This window comes from Nitratireductor sp. ATLC21 (assembly GCF_057196525.1).
Genome location: NZ_JBXUOU010000001.1, coordinates 507829 through 526249 on the forward strand (window position 1 = coordinate 507829; position 18421 = coordinate 526249).

An 18421-nucleotide genomic window follows, 5' to 3' on the forward strand; every position below is an offset into this window, starting at 1 on the left:
TCAAAAACAAAGCGCCGAAGCCGGGAAACCTACTTCGGACGCTTGGCGCCGTATTTCGAACGACGCTGCTTGCGGTTCTTCACACCCTGGGTGTCGAGCACGCCACGGATAATGTGGTAGCGCACACCCGGAAGGTCCTTCACGCGGCCGCCGCGGATCATCACCACGGAGTGCTCCTGAAGATTATGCCCCTCACCCGGGATATAACCGATGACCTCAAACCCGTTGGCGAGGCGGATCTTTGCCACCTTGCGCATAGCCGAGTTCGGCTTCTTCGGCGTCGTTGTGTAAACGCGCGTACATACGCCCCGCTTCTGCGGGTTGGCCTGCATGGCCGGAACCTTATTGCGCTTAACCGGCGCAATGCGCGGCTTGCGGATCAACTGGTTAACGGTAGGCATCAAACCTTCCCTTGTTACAATTCCGTGTCTCAAGCCCGAGGGCCGCTTCAAGAACAGTCTGCGTTCATGCATAAATCCGGGCCGCAAACCGCATTAACGGTCTTGCCCGGACATACAGCAGAGGAAGCGTTTCCGCTTCATGCGCCGCAAATTCTGTCGCTCGCAAAAACGAACCCTGTTTGAGACCTGATCCAGGGCGTGTCGCCCCGAAAGAAAAAGCCTCACATCGGCTCGGACGAAGCGGGTATTACTCGTATGTCGGTTAACCGTCAACCCCACCTGCGCAATTATATGGCGCATGGGCCTGCTTCGAGCCACTTGTTGGCCGCTAAGACAGAATATTACCCAAACAGACGTCTTTTCGAAGCGAAACCACGCGTCTCCTCTGTCATTTTCAGAGGGTCCATGCGAAAAAACGAGCCCTAACAGGGGCATTCGCTGACCTGCAAGAATCAGGAAAGACAATGAACGAATCTGAAGAGCGCGCAGTCACCATCATCACCGGTCGGGTCTGGCGTGAAAAAGGCGAGGAAAGCGAGGGCGTGCATATCATGCTGCTTGCTCCAGATGACGACACGGCAGTGCGGCTGGCCCTGGAGGCCCTGGCACGGGAAGGCTACGCAGAAGCCGAACTTGATCGGATCGGAGATATGGAAGGTGAGCCGGACGAGGAGCCCCATCTTTCCGCCTGGCAGGGTGCACTTGAAGGCGAAATCGCCATCGTTACGTTTGACGAGCCGGTCTGAGACGCCTGCATTGGCTCCATAGCTTATCCACTGCGGTTCTCACCGATCATCATGCAATACAAAAAAGGCCGCCGGATCACCCCGACGGCCTTTTTCAGTTGTTTCTAACGCGAGCCTTACTCGGCGGCGCTCGTCGTCATGTCCGCGATCATGGGATCGGCGGTTTCCGCGCCGGAGCTCTTGCGCCGTTCGTCCAGGATCAGATCATCGCGTGAGCGCGCGATCCGACGAACCTGGCTCATGGCGCCACCCGTACCGGCCGGGATAAGGCGTCCGACAATGACGTTCTCCTTGAGGCCCTGCAGCGTGTCGATCTTGCCGGCGACAGCCGCCTCGGTCAGCACACGCGTGGTCTCCTGGAAGGAGGCCGCGGAGATGAAGGACGGAGTCTGCAGCGAAGCCTTGGTAATGCCCAGAAGGACCGGCTGGCCCTCGGCCGGCTTCTTGCCCTCTTCGACCAGACGCTCGTTGATCTCCTCGAACTCGACCGAGTCGACATGGTCGCCCGGAATGTAGGTCGAGTCGCCCTGTGCCGTGATCTCGATCTTCTGCAGCATCTGGCGAACGATCACCTCGATGTGCTTGTCGTTGATCAACACGCCCTGCAACCGGTAAACTTCCTGGATCTCGTTGACCAGGTAGGAAGCCAGCGCCTCCACACCCTTGATTGCCAGGATGTCGTGCGGTGCCGGGTTGCCGTCGAGGATGAAATCACCCTTCTCGATCTGGTCGCCGTCTTGAAGATGGAACGGCTTGCCCTTGGGAATAAGATATTCCGCGGGCTCCAGCGTCGAGTCATGCGGCTCGATGACGATGCGGCGCTTGTTCTTGTAGTCGCGACCGAAGCGGATCGTGCCATCGATCTCGGCGATGATGGCGTGATCCTTCGGACGACGAGCCTCGAACAGTTCCGCAACGCGCGGCAGACCACCGGTGATGTCCTTGGTGCGCGCGCTCTCGGTCGGAATACGAGCAATCACGTCACCCGGCTTGACCTTCGAACCCGGCTCCACGGAGAGAACCGTTTCGACCGACAGCAGGAAGCGTGCATCGCCGCCGCGGGCAAGCTTGGCCACCTTGCCCTTGGAGTCCAGAACCGTGAGCGCCGGCTTCAGGTCGGTACCGCGCGGCGTCGAGCGCCAATCGATGACTTCGCGCTTGGTGATACCGGTCGACTCGTCGGCCGTTTCCTGAACCGACACACCGTCGACCAGATCCTCGAACGCGACGGTGCCTTCCACCTCGGTCAGCATCGGACGCGTATAAGGATCCCACTCGGCAATACGCTGACCGCGCTTCACCTTGTCGCCCTCGTCGATGAAGAGACGCGAGCCGTAGGTCAGGCGGTGGCTTGCACGCTCCTCACCGTTCTCATCAAGGATAAGAACCGCCATATTGCGGCCCATCACGATGAGATCGCCTTCCGAGTTGCGCACCACATTGCGGTTGCGGATCTTGACCGTACCTTCGAAGGACGCTTCCAGGAACGACTGGTCAACCACCTGCGCCGTACCGCCCATGTGGAAGGTACGCATGGTGAGCTGGGTGCCCGGTTCACCGATGGACTGGGCGGCGATAACGCCGACCGCCTCACCGATATTGACCGGCGTACCGCGTGCCAGGTCACGGCCATAGCAGACCGCACAAACACCGTTGCGCACCTCACAGGTGAGCGCCGAGCGAATGCGAACAGTCTGGATACCAGCCTTTTCAATCGCCTCGACATCACGCTCATCGATCAGACGCCCTGCCGAAACGATGACCTCGTCCGTGGCCGGGTTGATGATGTCATCAAGCGCCGTGCGGCCCAGCACACGCTGACCGATGGAAGCGACCACCTGACCGGCATCCACGATCGGCTGCATGGTCAGGCCCTTGTCGGTGCCGCAATCCGGTACGGTGACGATGCAGTCCTGCGCGACGTCAACCAGACGACGGGTCAGGTAGCCCGAGTTTGCCGTCTTCAGAGCCGTGTCGGCCAGCCCCTTACGGGCACCGTGGGTGGAGTTGAAGTACTCCATCACGGTCAGGCCTTCCTTGAAGTTCGAGATGATCGGCGTCTCGATGATGGAGCCGTCCGGACGGGCCATCAGGCCACGCATGCCGGCAAGCTGACGCATCTGCGCCGGCGAACCACGGGCACCGGAATGCGACATCATGTAGACCGAATTCATCGGTTTCTGGCGACCGTCTTCGTTGAACTCGACCGCCTTGATGCGCTTCATCATCTCGTCGGCGACCTTCTCCGAGCACTTGGCCCAGGCATCGACGACCTTGTTGTACTTCTCGCCCTGCGTGATCAGGCCGTCATTGTACTGCTGCTCATATTCCTTGGCGAGCGCCTCGGTCTCGGCAACCAGCTTCTCCTTGGTATCAGGGATAACCATGTCATCCTTGCCGAAGGAGATGCCAGCACGACAGGCGTGGCTGAAGCCAAGCTGCATCACCCGGTCACAGAAGATCACTGTCTCTTTCTGCCCGCAGTGACGATAGACCGTATCGATCATCTTGGAGATGTTCTTCTTGGTCAGTTCCTGATTGCAGATGTCGAAAGGCACATTGTGATTCTTCGGCAGAAGCTCGCCCACGATCATACGGCCAGGCGTTGTCTCGTGGATCTGCGACACAGGATTGCCTTCCGCGTCGACGGTCTTGAACCGGCCCTTGATCTTGGTGTGCAGCGTAACGACCTTGTTCTCCAGCGCATGGTGCAATTCGCCCATGTCGGCAAAGACCATGCCCTCGCCCGGCTCGTTCTGGTTCATGATGGACAGGTAGTAGAGTCCGAGAACCATGTCCTGCGACGGCACGATGATCGGTGCGCCGGAGGCCGGGTGCAGGATGTTGTTGGTCGACATCATGAGCACGCGTGCTTCAAGCTGTGCTTCCAGCGAAAGCGGCACATGCACGGCCATCTGGTCGCCGTCGAAGTCGGCGTTGAAGGCTGTACACACCAGCGGGTGAAGCTGGATCGCCTTGCCTTCGATCAGCACGGGTTCGAACGCCTGAATGCCCAGACGGTGCAGCGTCGGGGCGCGGTTCAGAAGAACAGGATGCTCGCGGATAACCTCGTCGAGGATATCCCAGACCTCCGGCTTTTCTTTCTCGACCAGCTTCTTCGCCTGCTTGACGGTGGACGAGTAGCCTTTTGCGTCAAGACGGGCGTAGATGAACGGCTTGAACAGCTCGAGCGCCATCTTCTTCGGCAGGCCGCACTGGTGCAGCTTGAGCTCGGGACCGGTCACGATCACCGAACGGCCCGAATAGTCGACGCGCTTGCCGAGCAGGTTCTGGCGGAAGCGGCCCTGCTTGCCCTTCAGCATGTCGGAAAGCGACTTCAGCGGGCGCTTGTTGGCACCGGTGATCACACGTCCGCGACGGCCATTGTCGAACAATGCGTCGACGGCCTCCTGAAGCATGCGCTTCTCGTTGCGGATAATGATACCCGGAGCACGCAGCTCGATAAGGCGCTTCAGACGATTGTTGCGGTTGATTACACGGCGGTAAAGGTCGTTGAGATCGGACGTCGCGAAGCGACCGCCATCCAGCGGAACCAGCGGGCGCAGGTCCGGCGGGATGACCGGCACGATCTTCATGATCATCCATTCAGGGCGATTACCGGACTCGAGGAAATTCTCGACCACCTTGAGCCGCTTCAAGAGCTTCTTCTGCTTCAGCTCAGACGTGGTAGACGCCAGTTCCGAACGCAGGTCGCCGGCAATCTTGTCGAGATCCATCGATTCCAGAAGGTGATGGATCGCCTCGGCGCCGATCATGGCGGTGAACTGGTCCTCGCCATACTCGTCGACCGCGATCAGATACTCTTCTTCCGAGAGCAGCTGATTTTCCTTAAGCGCAGTAAGGCCCGGCTCGGTCACGATGTAGTTCTCGAAATAGAGAACCCGCTCGATATCCTTCAGGGTCATGTCGAGCAGCGTGCCGATACGCGAAGGCAGCGACTTCAGGAACCAGATGTGAGCGACGGGAGCGGCCAGCTCGATGTGGCCCATACGCTCACGGCGTACCCGCGACAGCGTGACTTCAACGCCGCATTTTTCGCAGATGACGCCCTTGTACTTCATGCGCTTATATTTGCCGCAGAGGCACTCGTAGTCCTTAATGGGACCGAAGATGCGCGCGCAGAAAAGACCGTCACGCTCGGGCTTGAACGTACGGTAGTTGATGGTCTCGGGCTTTTTGATCTCGCCATACGACCAGGACAGGATCTTCTCCGGGCTGGCCAGAGAAATCCTGATCGAGTCGAAAGTCTGTGCCGGCGCCTGAGGGTTGAAAAGATTCATGACCTCTTGGTTCATGCCGATCTCCTTTTCGGGACGCCTTGTCCCTTTTAAACTTCGGTGAAGACTGCCGCCGCGTGTCCCACCGGTTCAAATGCTTGGCCGCTAAGCTGCCTTGCGAACGACGATTGCGTGTCGCGAGAGTGCCCCCGCGACACGCGATAACGCTTATTCCGCAGCGTCCGGCAGCTGCTCGGTCTCGGTTGCGTCAATGCGGGAGTTTTCAAGCTCCACATTGAGGCCAAGAGAGCGCATTTCCTTAACGAGAACGTTGAAGCTCTCAGGAATGCCTGCCTCGAACGTGTCGTCGCCGCGCACGATGGCTTCATAGACCTTGGTACGGCCAGCCACGTCATCCGACTTCACAGTCAGCATTTCCTGCAGCGTGTAGGCAGCGCCATAGGCCTCGAGTGCCCAGACCTCCATCTCGCCGAAGCGCTGACCGCCGAACTGCGCCTTACCGCCCAGCGGCTGCTGGGTAACGAGCGAGTACGGCCCGATCGAACGGGCGTGGATCTTGTCGTCCACAAGGTGGTGCAGCTTCAGCATGTAGATGTAGCCGACGGTCACCTGACGGTCGAACGGCTCACCCGTGCGTCCATCGTAAAGCGTGACCTGGCCACTGGTCTGCATGCCAGCCTGCGCCAGCATGTCGTTGACGTCCGCCTCGTGTGCACCGTCGAAGACCGGCGTGGCGATGGACACGCCGCGACGCATCTGCTCGCCCAGACGAATGATGCTCTCATCGTCATATTGCCGCACTGGCTCATTTCGATCGTTGTCCGGAATGATCGCCTCGATCGTCTGGCGCAGCGGCTTGATATCTCCGCTCTCCTTGTAGCTGTCGATCAGCTCACCGATCTGCTTGCCCATACCGGCGCAGGCCCAGCCCAGATGCGTCTCCAGAATCTGGCCGACATTCATGCGGCTCGGCACACCCAGCGGGTTGAGCACGATGTCCACATGCTGGCCATCCTCCAGGAACGGCATGTCTTCCACCGGAACGATGCGCGACACGACACCCTTGTTTCCGTGACGGCCGGCCATCTTGTCGCCGGGCTGCATCTTGCGCTTCACGGCAACAAAGACCTTGACCATCTTCATGACGCCCGGAGGCATCTCGTCGCCGCGCTGCACCTTCTCGACCTTGTCCATGAAACGCTGCTCGAGCGCCTTCTTGGACTCGTCATACTGGGCACGCATGGCTTCAAGTGCTTCCTGAAGCTTCTCGTCCTCGACTGCAAACTGCCACCACTGCGACCGCGGATACTCGTCCAGAACCTCGGCAGAAAGGGTCGTTCCCTTCTTGAAGCCCTTGGGGCCCGCAATCGCCTGCTTGCCTTCGAGCATCTCAGCAAGGCGCGCATAGACGTTGCGGTCGAGGATCGACTGCTCGTCATCACGGTCCTTGGCGAGACGTTCGATTTCCTCGCGCTCGATGGCCATCGCGCGCTCGTCTTTTTCAACGCCGTGGCGGTTGAAGACGCGCACTTCAACGACCGTTCCATACGTGCCGGGCGGCATGCGCATGGAGGTGTCGCGAACGTCCGAAGCCTTCTCACCGAAGATGGCGCGCAGAAGCTTCTCTTCCGGCGTCATCGGGCTTTCACCCTTCGGTGTGATCTTGCCGACCAGGATGTCGCCTGGCTGAACTTCGGCCCCGATATAGGTAATACCGGCTTCGTCGAGGTTTTTCAGCGCTTCTTCCGAAACGTTCGGAATGTCACGCGTGATCTCTTCCGGTCCAAGCTTCGTGTCACGCGCCATCACTTCGAATTCCTCGATGTGAATGGAGGTGAAAACGTCATCGCGAACGATGCGCTCGGACAGAAGGATGGAGTCCTCGTAGTTGTAGCCGTTCCAGGGCATGAACGCGACGAGCACGTTCCGGCCAAGCGCCAGATCACCAAGATCGGTCGACGGACCGTCCGCGATGATATCGCCCTTGTTGACCCGGTCGCCGACGCGCACCAGCGGACGCTGGTTGACGCAGGTGTTCTGGTTGGAACGCTGGAACTTCATCAGGCGGTAGATGTCGACACCCGAACGCGATGCGTCCACGTCTTCCGTTGCACGGATAACGATACGGGTCGCATCCACCTGATCAACGACACCGGTGCGGCGAGCAGCGATCGCTGCGCCGGAATCGCGTGCCACAATCGGCTCCATGCCGGTGCCGACAAACGGCGCTTCAGCCCGCACCAGAGGCACGGCCTGACGCTGCATGTTCGAGCCCATCAGAGCGCGGTTGGCGTCATCGTTTTCCAGGAACGGGATGAGCGCTGCCGCAACCGAAACAAGCTGCTTCGGCGACACGTCCATCAGGTCGACGTTTTCACGCGGCGCCATCATCACTTCGCCCGCGTGGCGACAGATGACGAACTCGTCCGTGAAGCTGCCATCCTCGCCGATGGAGGCATTGGCCTGGGCAACATAGTGCTTGGCCTCTTCCATGGCGGAGAGATAGACCACGTCCTGCGTGACCTTGCCATCCACGATCTTGCGGTACGGGCTTTCGATGAAGCCATACTTGTTGACGCGGGCAAAGGTGGCCAGCGAGTTGATCAGACCGATATTCGGGCCTTCCGGCGTCTCGATCGGGCAGATGCGGCCATAGTGGGTCGGGTGCACGTCGCGCACTTCGAAGCCCGCGCGCTCACGCGTCAGACCGCCCGGTCCAAGTGCCGAAAGACGGCGCTTGTGGGTGATCTCGGAGAGCGGGTTGGTCTGGTCCATGAACTGCGAGAGCTGCGAGGAACCGAAGAACTCGCGCACGGCGGCAGCCGCCGGCTTGGCGTTGATCAGGTCCTGCGGCATGACCGTGTCGATCTCGATCGAGGACATGCGTTCCTTGATCGCGCGCTCCATGCGCAGAAGACCGACTCGGTACTGGTTTTCCATCAGCTCGCCGACAGAACGCACACGGCGGTTGCCGAGATTGTCGATGTCGTCGATCTCGCCCTTGCCGTCGCGCAGCTCGACCAGAGTCTTGACCACGGCAACGATATCTTCCTTGCGCAGAACGCGCACGGTGTCTTCCGCGTCCAGTTCGAGACGCATGTTCATCTTGACGCGGCCAACGGCCGAAAGATCGTAGCGCTCGGCATCGAAGAACAACGAATGGAACATCGCCTCCGCCGTCTCAAGCGTGGGCGGCTCGCCCGGGCGCATGACGCGGTAGATGTCAAACAGCGCATCCTGACGCGACTCGTTTTTGTCGGCAGCCAGCGTGTTGCGGATGTAGCCACCCACATTGACGTGGTCGATGTCGAGGAAATGCACTTCGGTCGCGCCCGTCTCGAGCAGCACCTTCAGCGTCTTCTCATCGATCTCGTCACCAGCCTCAAGGAAGATCTCGCCCGTTTCCGGATTGACGATGTCCTCGGCCAGATAGTTGCCCAAAAGATCGTCTTCAGTGGCACGGATGGCCTTCAGGCCCTTCTCGGCAAGCTGCTTCGCCTGGCGTGCCGTGATCTTCTTGCCAGCCTCAACGACCACCTCGCCGCTGTCGGCGTCGATCAGGTCCGTTGTGGCTTTTAGGCCCTTGAAACGCTCAACCGTATAGGGAACGCGCCAGTTTTCACCATCGCGCACATAGGTAAGCTGATCATAGAAGGTCGACAGGATCTCTTCAGCGTCCATGCCAAGCGCCATAAGAAGCGACGTCGCAGGCAGTTTGCGGCGGCGGTCGATACGCGCATGGACGATGTCCTTGGCATCGAACTCGATGTCGAGCCAGGAGCCACGATAGGGAATGACACGTGCGGCAAACAGAAGTTTGCCGGACGAATGGGACTTGCCCTTGTCGTGATCGAAGAACACGCCCGGCGAGCGGTGCATCTGCGAAACGATTACGCGCTCGGTGCCATTGACGATGAAGGTACCGTTCGACGTCATGAGCGGCATATCGCCCATGTAGACGTCCTGCTCCTTGATGTCCTTGATGGACTTCGCGCCGGTGTCCTCATCGACGTCAAACACGATCAGGCGCAACGTCACCTTGAGCGGCGCAGCGAAGGTGAGATCGCGCTGCCGGCATTCGTCAACATCGAATTTGGGATCCTCGAATTCGTATTTCACGAATTCAAGCATCGCCGTCCCGGCGAAGTCCGAAATCGGGAACACCGATTTGAACACCGCCTGCAGCCCCTCGTCAGGACGCCCGCCCTCGGGCTCCTCGACCATCAGGAACTGGTCATAGGATGCCTTCTGAACCTCGATAAGGTTCGGCATCTCCGCAACTTCCGGAATCTTTCCGAAGAATTTGCGTACCCGCCTGCGACCATTAAACGTTTGGGTCTCGGCCATCGTCGCTCCTTGCCCTGCCTGGCTTGCATGCACCACGTGAACCGCCATTCCGGCGGTCAATCCAAACGGATAAAAACCCGTTTCCTGAAAGCCGCGAGCGGCCCACAGGAAAGAGGTTTGGATTCCGTCTTCAGTGTTCCGGCCCGCACGGATCGGAAATCCCTGCGGGCCGGACGCCGAATTACTTCAGCTCGACTTTGGCGCCAGCGCCTTCGAGCTGCTCTTTGATCTTCTCGGCTTCGTCCTTGGACACGCCTTCCTTGATCGCCTTCGGAGCGGACTCAACGAGGTCCTTGGCTTCCTTCAGGCCGAGACCCGTGATGCCGCGAACTTCCTTGATGACGTTGATCTTCTGAGCGCCTGCATCGGCGAGAACGACGTCGAACTCGGTCTTCTCTTCAGCAGCTTCGCCACCGGCAGCACCGCCTGCAGCAGCAGCAACAGCCACCGGCGCAGCAGCGGAGACGCCCCACTTCTCTTCAAGCATCTTCGAAAGCTCAGCCGCCTCGAGGACGGTCAGGCTCGACAGGTCTTCAACGATCTTAGCAAGATCAGCCATTGTACATTTCCTTTTGTGTTCGAACTGTGTTGTTGGTCTTGAGGACCGGCATCACGCCGCCTCGTCCTTCTTGGAATAGGCGCCGAAGACGCGCGCGAGCTGACCCGCGGGCGCGTTGACAACCTGTGCGATCCGGGTAGCCGGCGTCGAAATCATGCCGACCAGCTTTGCCCTGAGCTCGTCCAGCGACGGCAGCGAGGCGAGTGCCTTCACACCGTCGGCGTCGAGCGCGGTCTCACCCATGGCACCGCCGAGAATGACAAGCTTGTCATTGCCCTTGGCGAAGTCATTGGCGACCCTAGGAGCGACAACCGGATCGTCCGAATAGGCAATCAGGGTCTGGCCTTCGAAAAGGGCCTGAATGCTCTCGGACGGGGTTCCCTGAAGGGCGATTTTGGCGAGACGGTTTTTCGCAACCTTGACTGTGCCACCTGCCCCGCGCATTTTCGAACGAAGATCGTTCATCTGTGCGACGGTCAGACCGGCATAGTGGGCCACGACGACCGAACCGGTGTTGCTGAACACCTGATTCAGATCCGCGACGAATTCGCGTTTTTCCGCTCTGTCCACTGCCTTCTCCATTTGACGGAAAGTCCCGAAAGACACATCCGCCGGTTTGCCTTTTGCCGCAGGGCATCCGCAAACTCGGATCACCCAAGCGACGCTCGAGGATCCTGTCCCCTTTCGCCAACCGGAACTCCGGCATCGGACAAAAGGCCAACACGGTTCGAACCTTCAAACGGGGCAAGCCCCGGTCTCCGGTCCCACCCGTCTCATGCAGACCCCGAAAAGGGATTAAGGCGAACCGCCTGCAATCTCGGACAGGATGTTCCGGAAGTTTCCTTCCGGCTTCCACACCCGAGGGTGCGGAAAGTCTTTGGGAAAGGCGCCGGAGCGCCCTCCCCGAAATCTCATCAGGACGCAGCCGTGAGGCTCGCCACATCAATGCGCAGGCCAGGGCCCATGGTCGAGGTGATGGCAACCTTCTTGAGGTAGTTGCCCTTCGCACCAGCCGGCTTCGCCTTGATCACCGCATCGGCAAAAGCACGTACATTCTCAGCGATCGCCTTGGCATCGAAAGACGCCTTGCCAACGCCAGCATGCACAATACCGGCCTTCTCGACGCGGAACTCGACGGCGCCGCCCTTGGAAGCCTTGACCGCGGCCGTAACGTCCGGCGTCACGGTGCCGACCTTCGGGTTCGGCATGAGGCCGCGCGGGCCAAGCACCTTACCCAGTCGACCGACCAGCGGCATCATGTCCGGTGTCGCGATACAGCGATCGAAGTCGATCTCGCCCTTCTGGACGATCTCCACCAGATCCTCGGCACCGACGATGTCTGCACCGGCGGCCTTCGCCTCGTCCGCCTTGTCGCCCTTGGCGAACACAGCGACGCGAACCGTGCGGCCCGTGCCGTTCGGCAGATTGACAACGCCGCGAACCATCTGGTCAGCATGGCGCGGATCAACGCCGAGATTCATCGCAATCTCGATGGTCTCATCGAACTTGGCGGTCGCGCGATCCTTCAAGAGCGCCACGGCCTCATCGAGAGCGTATTCCTTGTCACGATCAATGCCTTCACGGGCCTTTGCCACGCGCTTGGAAAGTTTCGTCGCCATATCGTCAGCCCTCCACTTCCAGGCCCATGGAACGCGCAGAGCCCTCGACCATGCGCATGGCCGCATCGACGTCGTTCGCGTTCAGGTCTTTCATCTTCGCTTCAGCGATCTCACGCACCTTGGCACGCGAAATCTTGCCAGCCACCGACTTGCCCGGCTCCTTGGAACCCGACTTCAGGTTGATCGCCTTCTTGAGGAAGTAGCTCACCGGCGGCGTCTTCATCGTGAAGGTGAAGGACTTGTCCTGGTAGTAGGTCACGACGACCGGAATCGGCGAACCCTTCTCCATCTCCTGGGTCTGCGCATTGAATGCTTTGCAGAACTCCATGATGTTGATGCCACGCTGACCAAGCGCAGGACCAATCGGGGGCGACGGCGTCGCCGAACCCGCGGGAACCTGAAGCTTGAGCAGGCCTGCAACTTTCTTAGCCATATCTCATCTGCCTTGTCGTTCACGCCGACCATCCCGCAAAGGATCGACCGGCATTGCAGTTTGGTGGTCCGGAAATCAGCAGCCGGCTAAGCCACCCTTCCCTTCCACCGACGAAGCCCCGTGAGGAGCAACACGGTCAGCCCTTTTCGACCTGACCGAATTCCAAATCGACGGGCACCGCCCGTCCAAAAATCGAAACTTCGACTTTGAGCCGCGAACGCTCCTCGTCGACTTCCTGAACGGAACCGTTGAAGGAAGCAAAGGGCCCGTCAGCGACGCGCACCTGCTCGCCGATCTCGAAGGTGACCGAGGGCTTGGGACGCTCAACGCCCTCCTGAACCTGCGTCAGAATGCGCTCAGCCTCCGCCTCGGTGATCGGTACCGGCTTGGAATCGCCAAGAAAGCCAGTCACTTTCGGCGTGTTCTTGATCATCGAAAAGACGGCATCAGTGAGCTGCGCCTTGACGAGAACGTAACCGGGAAAAAACTTGCGCTCCGCGTCGACCTTGCGACCACGGCGCACTTCCACCACCTTCTCGGTCGGAACAACGACCTGCTCGATCTTGCCGGTCAAACCCTTCTGACGGGCCTGCTCCTCGATGGATTCAGCAACCTTCTTCTCAAAGTTGGAATAGGCGTGGACGATGTACCAACGCGCAGTCATTTCAATCGCACTCCGTCAATCGTCCAGTGTCAGGCGCCAATGCCAAGGATAAGCTCGATGCCATAGGCCATGAGCTGATCGGCAGCGAAGAAGAAGATGGCCGCCAGCGTGGCGAATGCGATGACCATCACCGTAGAGATCAAGGTCTCACGCCGCGAGGGCCACGTCACTTTCGCGGTTTCGGACCGAACCTGCTGAAGAAACGTGAAAGGATTCGTGGTTTTCGACGCCATATGCCGCTCTTGGTTCTGAAGCCTGGCAAGCCAGGTTATTTATTGTTCCCGATCCGATCGGGAGAGATGCAAGAGACCGGCAAAGCCTGCCCCAAGCCACGGAGAAACATGAAAACCGAATCGATTCTCATACTCCACCCATACGACAAAGGCGCGTAAAGCCGCTTTCCCGGCTCCACGCACCGCGTGTCTGTTTGATCTACATAGAACCGAAGTCCGATTCTTGCAAGCCCCCACGCAAGATTGTGGCGACGAGTTGCCCCGAGGGCGATCTGAACCGGATCTCCAATGCTATGTTGGCAGGGGCAGAGGGGCTCGAACCCCCGACCTGCGGTTTTGGAGACCGCCGCTCTACCAACTGAGCTATACCCCTATCGGCGCCCTTATTGCCCAAACGCATTTTCAGTTCAAGAAGTAGTTTGCCTTCATTCGCCGAAAACCTCACTTTTTTCGCGGACTTTTCAACGCGCAGCTTTTGTTTGCTCCCGTGCCTGGGGCGTTTTCAAAGATACAGCGTTTTTCAGGCGGTGTGCCGCATTTGCGGTGGAGGTTTTTGAAACTGACGCACTTGCCATCCGGCGCGCGATATCCGGGACCGCCCTTGCAGCCGCACCCTTTGCACGGCGGACGTTCGGGACAGTTTCGCGCCGCCGAGGCCTGCGGCATCCCCGCAATCACGAAAACGATCAACAGGCCAAGAAGCACTCTCGCCATTGTCCCTCACCCTTCAGACCCCTCACCCTTCAGGCACAAAAAACGGGGCGCTGTCTCCAGCGCCCCGCCTGAAAATTATAGGTGTCGCCATCGTCATTTATGACAATGGCTCCTGCCTGATCACTCCGTGATCGATGCGACGATGCCGGCACCGGGCCAAAATGCGCTCGCGCCCGTTTTGGTATTGGCTGCGTCGGTCGCTTTCGGCAACGCCGCTTCGATCACTCAGTGATCGATGCGACGATGCCGGCACCGACGGTGCGGCCGCCTTCACGGATAGCGAAGCGCAGCTTCTCTTCCATGGCGATCGGCACGATCAGCTCGACGTCGACCGTCACATTGTCGCCCGGCATCACCATCTCCGTGCCTTCCGGAAGGTGAACGATGCCCGTCACGTCCGTCGTACGGAAGTAGAACTGCGGGCGGTAGTTCGTGAAGAACGGCGTATGACGGCCGCCCTCTTCCTTCGTCAGGATGTAGGCTTCTGCCTTGAACTTCGTGTGCGGCGTAACCGAACCCGGCTTGGCCAGAACCTGACCGCGCTCAACGCCCTCACGCTCGACACCGCGAAGAAGCGCACCGATGTTGTCGCCAGCCTGGCCCTGATCCAGAAGCTTGCGGAACATCTCAACGCCCGTGCAGGTCGTCTTCGTCGTCGGACGGATGCCGACAATCTCGATTTCCTCACCAACCTTGATGATGCCGCGCTCAACGCGACCCGTCACAACCGTGCCGCGACCCGAAATCGAGAACACGTCCTCGATCGGCATCAGGAACGGCTGATCAACCGGACGCTCAGGCGTCGGAATGTAGGCGTCAACCTCGGCCATCAGCTTGCGGATCGCGTCCTCGCCGATCTCCTTGTTGGAGTCTTCAAGAGCTGCAAGCGCCGAACCCTTCACGATCGGAATGTCATCGCCCGGGAAGTCGTAGGACGAAAGAAGCTCGCGAACCTCGAGCTCCACCAGCTCAAGAAGCTCCTCATCGTCAACCTGGTCGACCTTGTTCAGGAACACCACAATCGCCGGAACGCCAACCTGGCGGGCAAGAAGAATGTGCTCGCGCGTCTGCGGCATCGGGCCATCGGCTGCCGAAACAACCAGGATCGCGCCGTCCATCTGTGCCGCACCCGTGATCATGTTCTTCACATAGTCGGCGTGGCCGGGGCAGTCCACGTGAGCATAGTGACGGGCTTCCGTCTCATACTCAACGTGAGCCGTCGAAATGGTGATGCCGCGCGCCTTCTCTTCCGGAGCGCCATCAATCTGGTCATAGGCGCGGAACTCGCCGAAATACTTCGTGATCGCTGCCGTCAATGACGTCTTGCCGTGGTCAACGTGACCAATCGTGCCGATGTTCACATGCGGCTTCGTACGCTCAAATTTACCTTTGGCCATTGCAACTTCCTTTGGCGCCGTGGATGCGTTTGGGTTTTAGATGCGGGGCGATTACCGACAAAGTCGATAAATTACAAGCCCCTTTACCATCTCCGGGGTGATCGCGCGCCTTTTGGCTGCACAAACGTCGCAAAGCCGACCGCTGCGCGGGTAAACTGCGGCAGAACATTCTCGCCGATGCCAAGACAGACAGGCGACGCAACGACATTCAAATGTGGTCGATAAACAAGGGAAAAGCTGGAGCGGGTAGCGGGAATCGAACCCGCATATTCAGCTTGGAAGGCTGCTGCTCTACCATTGAGCTATACCCGCCGGGTTCTCGCTTCGCTGGCTCTGATCGACGGTGGTGGAGGGGGCTGGATTCGAACCAGCGTACGCATAGCGAACGGATTTACAGTCCGTCTCCTTTAACCACTCGGACACCCCTCCGTTTCCGTCGGAGCTTCAGCGACGTGGCGGAATTTCGAAAGGCAAATCGCCCTGCTCCGTTCCGCGATGCGCCTTATGACGAGGCGGCTCTCCGGTGTCAACCGCCTGTCGCAAATCTTCGCCGAAAAACTTTCCTCCTGCAAATCCGGTTTCCAGAATGCCGCCGCCGGATTATAGAAGCGCCATGAGCGACGATCACAATTCCAGAACCCCCAAAGACAGCCATTATGCTCGCCTGCGCCGCGCGCACAGAGAACGCGCCACACAAAAGCGAGGTGGCAAAGGGCCTGTCCATGCCGATGCCGCTACCGAGGATGGTCTCGTTCGTCTCTATGGGCTCCACACCGTTCGCGCAGCGCTGGACAATCCACAGCGTCGAATCAGGCGTCTCTCCGTCACCCGAAACGCTTCCGCGCGTCTCGATTTGAATGACCCGGCGTCCCTGCCCTTTCCGGTCGAAACCGTCGAGCCGCGCGAGATTGACCGGCTTGTCGGGCCCGACGCCGTTCACCAGGGTGTTCTCTTGGAAGCAGAGCCCCTCAGCCCCAAACCACTCCGGGATCTAAATGGCGCCGCCCTTGTCCTCGTGCTTGATCAGGTGACTGATCCGCACAATGTCGGTGCCATCATGCGTTCTGCCGTGGCTTTCGGCGTGAACGCCCTGGTGACGACTGCGCGCCATAGCCCCGCCGAATCCGGTGTTCTTGCCAAGGCAGCCTCCGGCGCGCTCGAACATATCGACCATCTGACAGTGCGTAACCTTGCGGAGGCTCTCGAGGAGCTGTCCCAGGCCGGATTCCAGACGATCGGCCTTGATTCTGAGGGGCCTGAACGTTTGGAAGACACCTTTCAGGCGGATCGGATCGCTCTGGTTCTGGGCGCCGAAGGCAAAGGTCTTCGCCAAAAAACCCGTGAAACCGTCTCCGCCCTTGCCCGCCTCGATGTGCCCGGCGCCATCCGATCGCTGAACGTATCAAATGCCGCCGCGGTCTCACTCTACGCGGCCTGCAGGCATCTGAACACCATTTCAGGCGGTTGAACCCCTCATATCGGTGCAGGATTTCCGTTTCGCTCCAATGCCGATAGAATGCCGGCGTCGACAGAACACAACCGCACGCGATTGGGGTTTCCAATGAGGCTGCACCGCATACAGTTGATCATTGCCGCTATGGCTTTGACTGTTTCCCACTCCCTCGCCGAGGAGGACAAGGTGCTTGCGCAATGGTTCGATGCTTTGCGCACCGCCGACCGGCAGGCGCTCTCAGACCTGTTGTCCGATGATGCGCGGATCATTCTCAACGACATCGGAATTGAACAGACAAAAGCAGAATTTCTCGAGACGATGGACACCTGGGAGGAAGCCACGGGCAACGGCACCAATATCCGCTATCGCGTCGATAAAGAGAGCGATGCCGAAACAATCGTGACTGTCTGCTATGATTTTCCGAACAATTCCGTTCTCACGAAGGAACGCTTTGTGATCGGGGAAGCAAAAATCGAGGAAAGCGATCAGACCCAGATTGCGGAAAGCTGCGACGATTTCTGAGCGTTTTTTCTTCCAGCGCCGCGTCTGGACGGAGAGGCACATACAAGGAGAAGTTGGTGCCCCCGGACGGACTCGAACCGCCGACCCCCTGATTACAAATCAGGTGCTCTACCAACTGAGCTACAAGGGCATCCGGCGCTCCGTTAGCACAAAGTGCGCGAGAGTAAAATCAAAACTGGCATCGACCATATACGATCCCCACATGAATGCCAGTCCGATTGCCTTTGCAGGCCAACCTCCGCGTGCTAACCGATAGCAACCCGCCGCTTAATCCAAGGCAGTCTGATTGCCATGACTCAACAACCGATGGCCCTCGCCTTTGTTTCCGCCGACACCGAAAATGCTCAGGAAGCGGCGAAACGATTGTCCGCCCTCTACGGTCAGGAACGTCCGGAGGATGCCGACGTTATCGTGGCGCTCGGCGGTGATGGGTTCATGCTCCATACACTTCGCGAAACGATGGGAGCAGGAAAGCGCATCTACGGCATGAACCGCGGCTCGATCGGTTTTCTGATGAACGAGTACCGTGAGGAAGGCTTGCGCGAGCGTGTGGCCGCAGCGATTCCCGAAACCGTGCGGCCTCTCCAGATGGAAGCCATCGATGCCGATGGTAACAAGGTCAGGGCGCTTGCGGTTAACGAGGTCTCGCTTCTGCGCCAGTCCTACCAGGCGGCAAAGGTCCGTATTGCCATTGATGACAAGGTCCGCCTTGAAGAGCTGATTTGCGATGGTGTGATGGTGGCCACGCCTGCCGGCTCCACGGCCTATAATCTGTCCGCCCACGGACCAATTCTTCCGCTGGACGCACCGCTTCTTGCACTTACTCCGGTCAGTCCGTTTCGTCCACGCCGCTGGCGAGGTGCCTTGCTCTCCAATCAGGCGACTGTGCGGTTTGATATTCTCGAGCCGGAAAAGCGGCCGGTGAATGCGGTTGCAGACCACACGGAAATTAAATCCGTCGTTTCAGTTGTGGTTCGCGAATCGCACGACGAAACCGTCACGGTCCTCTTCGACGAAAGCCATTCCTGGAACGAACGCATCCTTTCGGAGCAGTTTCGTTACTGAACAATAGCT

General features: G+C 59.2%; 14 protein-coding genes and 4 tRNA genes. 4 read left to right on the plus strand and 14 right to left on the minus strand.

The window, feature by feature from the left end; all coding sequences use genetic code 11:
- Nucleotides 1–29: 29 nt before the first annotated feature.
- Nucleotides 30–401: a 30S ribosomal protein S12 gene (rpsL, locus tag AC2CHD_RS02580; RefSeq protein ID WP_007010616.1), complete on the minus strand. Its 372-nt coding sequence runs from the start codon at nt 399–401 to the stop codon at nt 30–32.
- Between the two features lie 464 nt (nt 402–865).
- Here rpsL and AC2CHD_RS02585 point away from each other — a divergent pair, with 464 nt between their 5' ends.
- On the plus strand, nt 866–1147 hold the full coding sequence (locus AC2CHD_RS02585; RefSeq protein WP_229450909.1) for a transcriptional regulator: 282 nt from the start codon (nt 866–868) through the stop codon (nt 1145–1147).
- 116 nt (nt 1148–1263) lie between these two features.
- On the opposite strand, the gene rpoC is transcribed toward AC2CHD_RS02585, so the two are convergent.
- From rpoC to AC2CHD_RS02645, 12 genes are all read right to left on the minus strand, one after another.
- Nucleotides 1264–5463, minus strand: coding sequence for a DNA-directed RNA polymerase subunit beta' (gene rpoC, locus AC2CHD_RS02590; RefSeq protein ID WP_484552484.1), 4200 nt, complete (start codon nt 5461–5463; stop codon nt 1264–1266).
- Between the two features lie 150 nt (nt 5464–5613).
- Nucleotides 5614–9753, minus strand: a complete 4140-nt coding sequence (gene rpoB / locus AC2CHD_RS02595) for a DNA-directed RNA polymerase subunit beta (protein ID WP_229450907.1) — start codon at nt 9751–9753, stop codon at nt 5614–5616.
- 181 nt (nt 9754–9934) lie between these two features.
- Nucleotides 9935–10312 carry a 50S ribosomal protein L7/L12 gene (gene rplL / locus AC2CHD_RS02600; RefSeq protein ID WP_229450906.1) on the minus strand — a complete coding sequence of 126 codons (378 nt, stop codon included), beginning with the start codon at nt 10310–10312 and terminating at the stop codon, nt 9935–9937.
- 51 nt (nt 10313–10363) lie between these two features.
- Nucleotides 10364–10882, minus strand: coding sequence for a 50S ribosomal protein L10 (gene rplJ / locus AC2CHD_RS02605; protein ID WP_229450905.1), 519 nt, complete (start codon nt 10880–10882; stop codon nt 10364–10366).
- 344 nt (nt 10883–11226) lie between these two features.
- Entirely contained in the window at nt 11227–11931 is a 705-nt protein-coding gene (gene rplA / locus AC2CHD_RS02610; protein WP_229450904.1) for a 50S ribosomal protein L1, read from the minus strand.
- Nucleotides 11932–11935: 4 nt separating this feature from the next.
- Nucleotides 11936–12364, minus strand: coding sequence for a 50S ribosomal protein L11 (gene rplK, locus AC2CHD_RS02615; protein WP_229450903.1), 429 nt, complete (start codon nt 12362–12364; stop codon nt 11936–11938).
- Nucleotides 12365–12500: 136 nt separating this feature from the next.
- A complete protein-coding gene (gene nusG / locus AC2CHD_RS02620) occupies nt 12501–13028 on the minus strand; it encodes a transcription termination/antitermination protein NusG (RefSeq protein ID WP_229450902.1) in 528 nt (175 codons plus the stop codon).
- A gap of 29 nt (nt 13029–13057) precedes the next feature.
- Nucleotides 13058–13261, minus strand: coding sequence for a preprotein translocase subunit SecE (secE, locus tag AC2CHD_RS02625; protein ID WP_007010606.1), 204 nt, complete (start codon nt 13259–13261; stop codon nt 13058–13060).
- Between the two features lie 297 nt (nt 13262–13558).
- Nucleotides 13559–13634, minus strand: a tRNA-Trp gene (locus AC2CHD_RS02630).
- Between the two features lie 562 nt (nt 13635–14196).
- The gene (gene tuf, locus AC2CHD_RS02635; protein WP_223004024.1) at nt 14197–15372 is read right to left on the minus strand and encodes an elongation factor Tu; all 1176 of its coding nucleotides are present in this window, start codon (nt 15370–15372) and stop codon (nt 14197–14199) included.
- Nucleotides 15373–15610: 238 nt separating this feature from the next.
- Nucleotides 15611–15684 (minus strand) — tRNA-Gly (locus tag AC2CHD_RS02640).
- A gap of 32 nt (nt 15685–15716) precedes the next feature.
- A tRNA-Tyr gene (locus tag AC2CHD_RS02645) sits at nt 15717–15801 on the minus strand.
- A 184-nt stretch (nt 15802–15985) separates the two neighbouring features.
- Between AC2CHD_RS02645 and AC2CHD_RS02650 the strand changes: the two genes are divergently transcribed.
- Nucleotides 15986–16840 carry a TrmH family RNA methyltransferase gene (locus AC2CHD_RS02650; RefSeq protein WP_484552485.1) on the plus strand — a complete coding sequence of 285 codons (855 nt, stop codon included), beginning with the start codon at nt 15986–15988 and terminating at the stop codon, nt 16838–16840.
- A 93-nt stretch (nt 16841–16933) separates the two neighbouring features.
- Complete coding sequence (locus AC2CHD_RS02655) at nt 16934–17347, plus strand: DUF4440 domain-containing protein (protein WP_484552486.1); 414 nt, start codon at nt 16934–16936, stop codon at nt 17345–17347.
- 54 nt (nt 17348–17401) lie between these two features.
- Here AC2CHD_RS02655 and AC2CHD_RS02660 read toward each other — a convergent pair.
- A tRNA-Thr gene (locus tag AC2CHD_RS02660) sits at nt 17402–17477 on the minus strand.
- 161 nt (nt 17478–17638) lie between these two features.
- Between AC2CHD_RS02660 and AC2CHD_RS02665 the strand changes: the two genes are divergently transcribed.
- Nucleotides 17639–18412, plus strand: a complete 774-nt coding sequence (locus AC2CHD_RS02665; protein ID WP_229449201.1) for an NAD kinase — start codon at nt 17639–17641, stop codon at nt 18410–18412.
- The last annotated feature ends 9 nt before the right edge of the window (nt 18413–18421 follow it).

Bases quoted from the DNA above. Each gene is read 5' to 3' on its own strand.
- rpsL (WP_007010616.1), bottom strand. From the start codon at position 401: ATGCCTACCGTTAACCAGTTGATCCGCAAGCCGCGCATTGCGCCGGTT.
- AC2CHD_RS02585 (WP_229450909.1), top strand. From the start codon at position 866: ATGAACGAATCTGAAGAGCGCGCAGTCACCATCATCACCGGTCGGGTC.
- rpoC (WP_484552484.1), bottom strand. From the start codon at position 5,463: ATGAACCAAGAGGTCATGAATCTTTTCAACCCTCAGGCGCCGGCACAG.
- rpoB (WP_229450907.1), bottom strand. From the start codon at position 9,753: ATGGCCGAGACCCAAACGTTTAATGGTCGCAGGCGGGTACGCAAATTC.
- rplL (WP_229450906.1), bottom strand. From the start codon at position 10,312: ATGGCTGATCTTGCTAAGATCGTTGAAGACCTGTCGAGCCTGACCGTC.
- rplA (WP_229450904.1), bottom strand. From the start codon at position 11,931: ATGGCGACGAAACTTTCCAAGCGCGTGGCAAAGGCCCGTGAAGGCATT.
- rplK (WP_229450903.1), bottom strand. From the start codon at position 12,364: ATGGCTAAGAAAGTTGCAGGCCTGCTCAAGCTTCAGGTTCCCGCGGGT.
- nusG (WP_229450902.1), bottom strand. From the start codon at position 13,028: ATGACTGCGCGTTGGTACATCGTCCACGCCTATTCCAACTTTGAGAAG.
- secE (WP_007010606.1), bottom strand. From the start codon at position 13,261: ATGGCGTCGAAAACCACGAATCCTTTCACGTTTCTTCAGCAGGTTCGG.
- tuf (WP_223004024.1), bottom strand. From the start codon at position 15,372: ATGGCCAAAGGTAAATTTGAGCGTACGAAGCCGCATGTGAACATCGGC.
- AC2CHD_RS02650 (WP_484552485.1), top strand. From the start codon at position 15,986: ATGAGCGACGATCACAATTCCAGAACCCCCAAAGACAGCCATTATGCT.
- AC2CHD_RS02655 (WP_484552486.1), top strand. From the start codon at position 16,934: ATGAGGCTGCACCGCATACAGTTGATCATTGCCGCTATGGCTTTGACT.
- AC2CHD_RS02665 (WP_229449201.1), top strand. From the start codon at position 17,639: ATGACTCAACAACCGATGGCCCTCGCCTTTGTTTCCGCCGACACCGAA.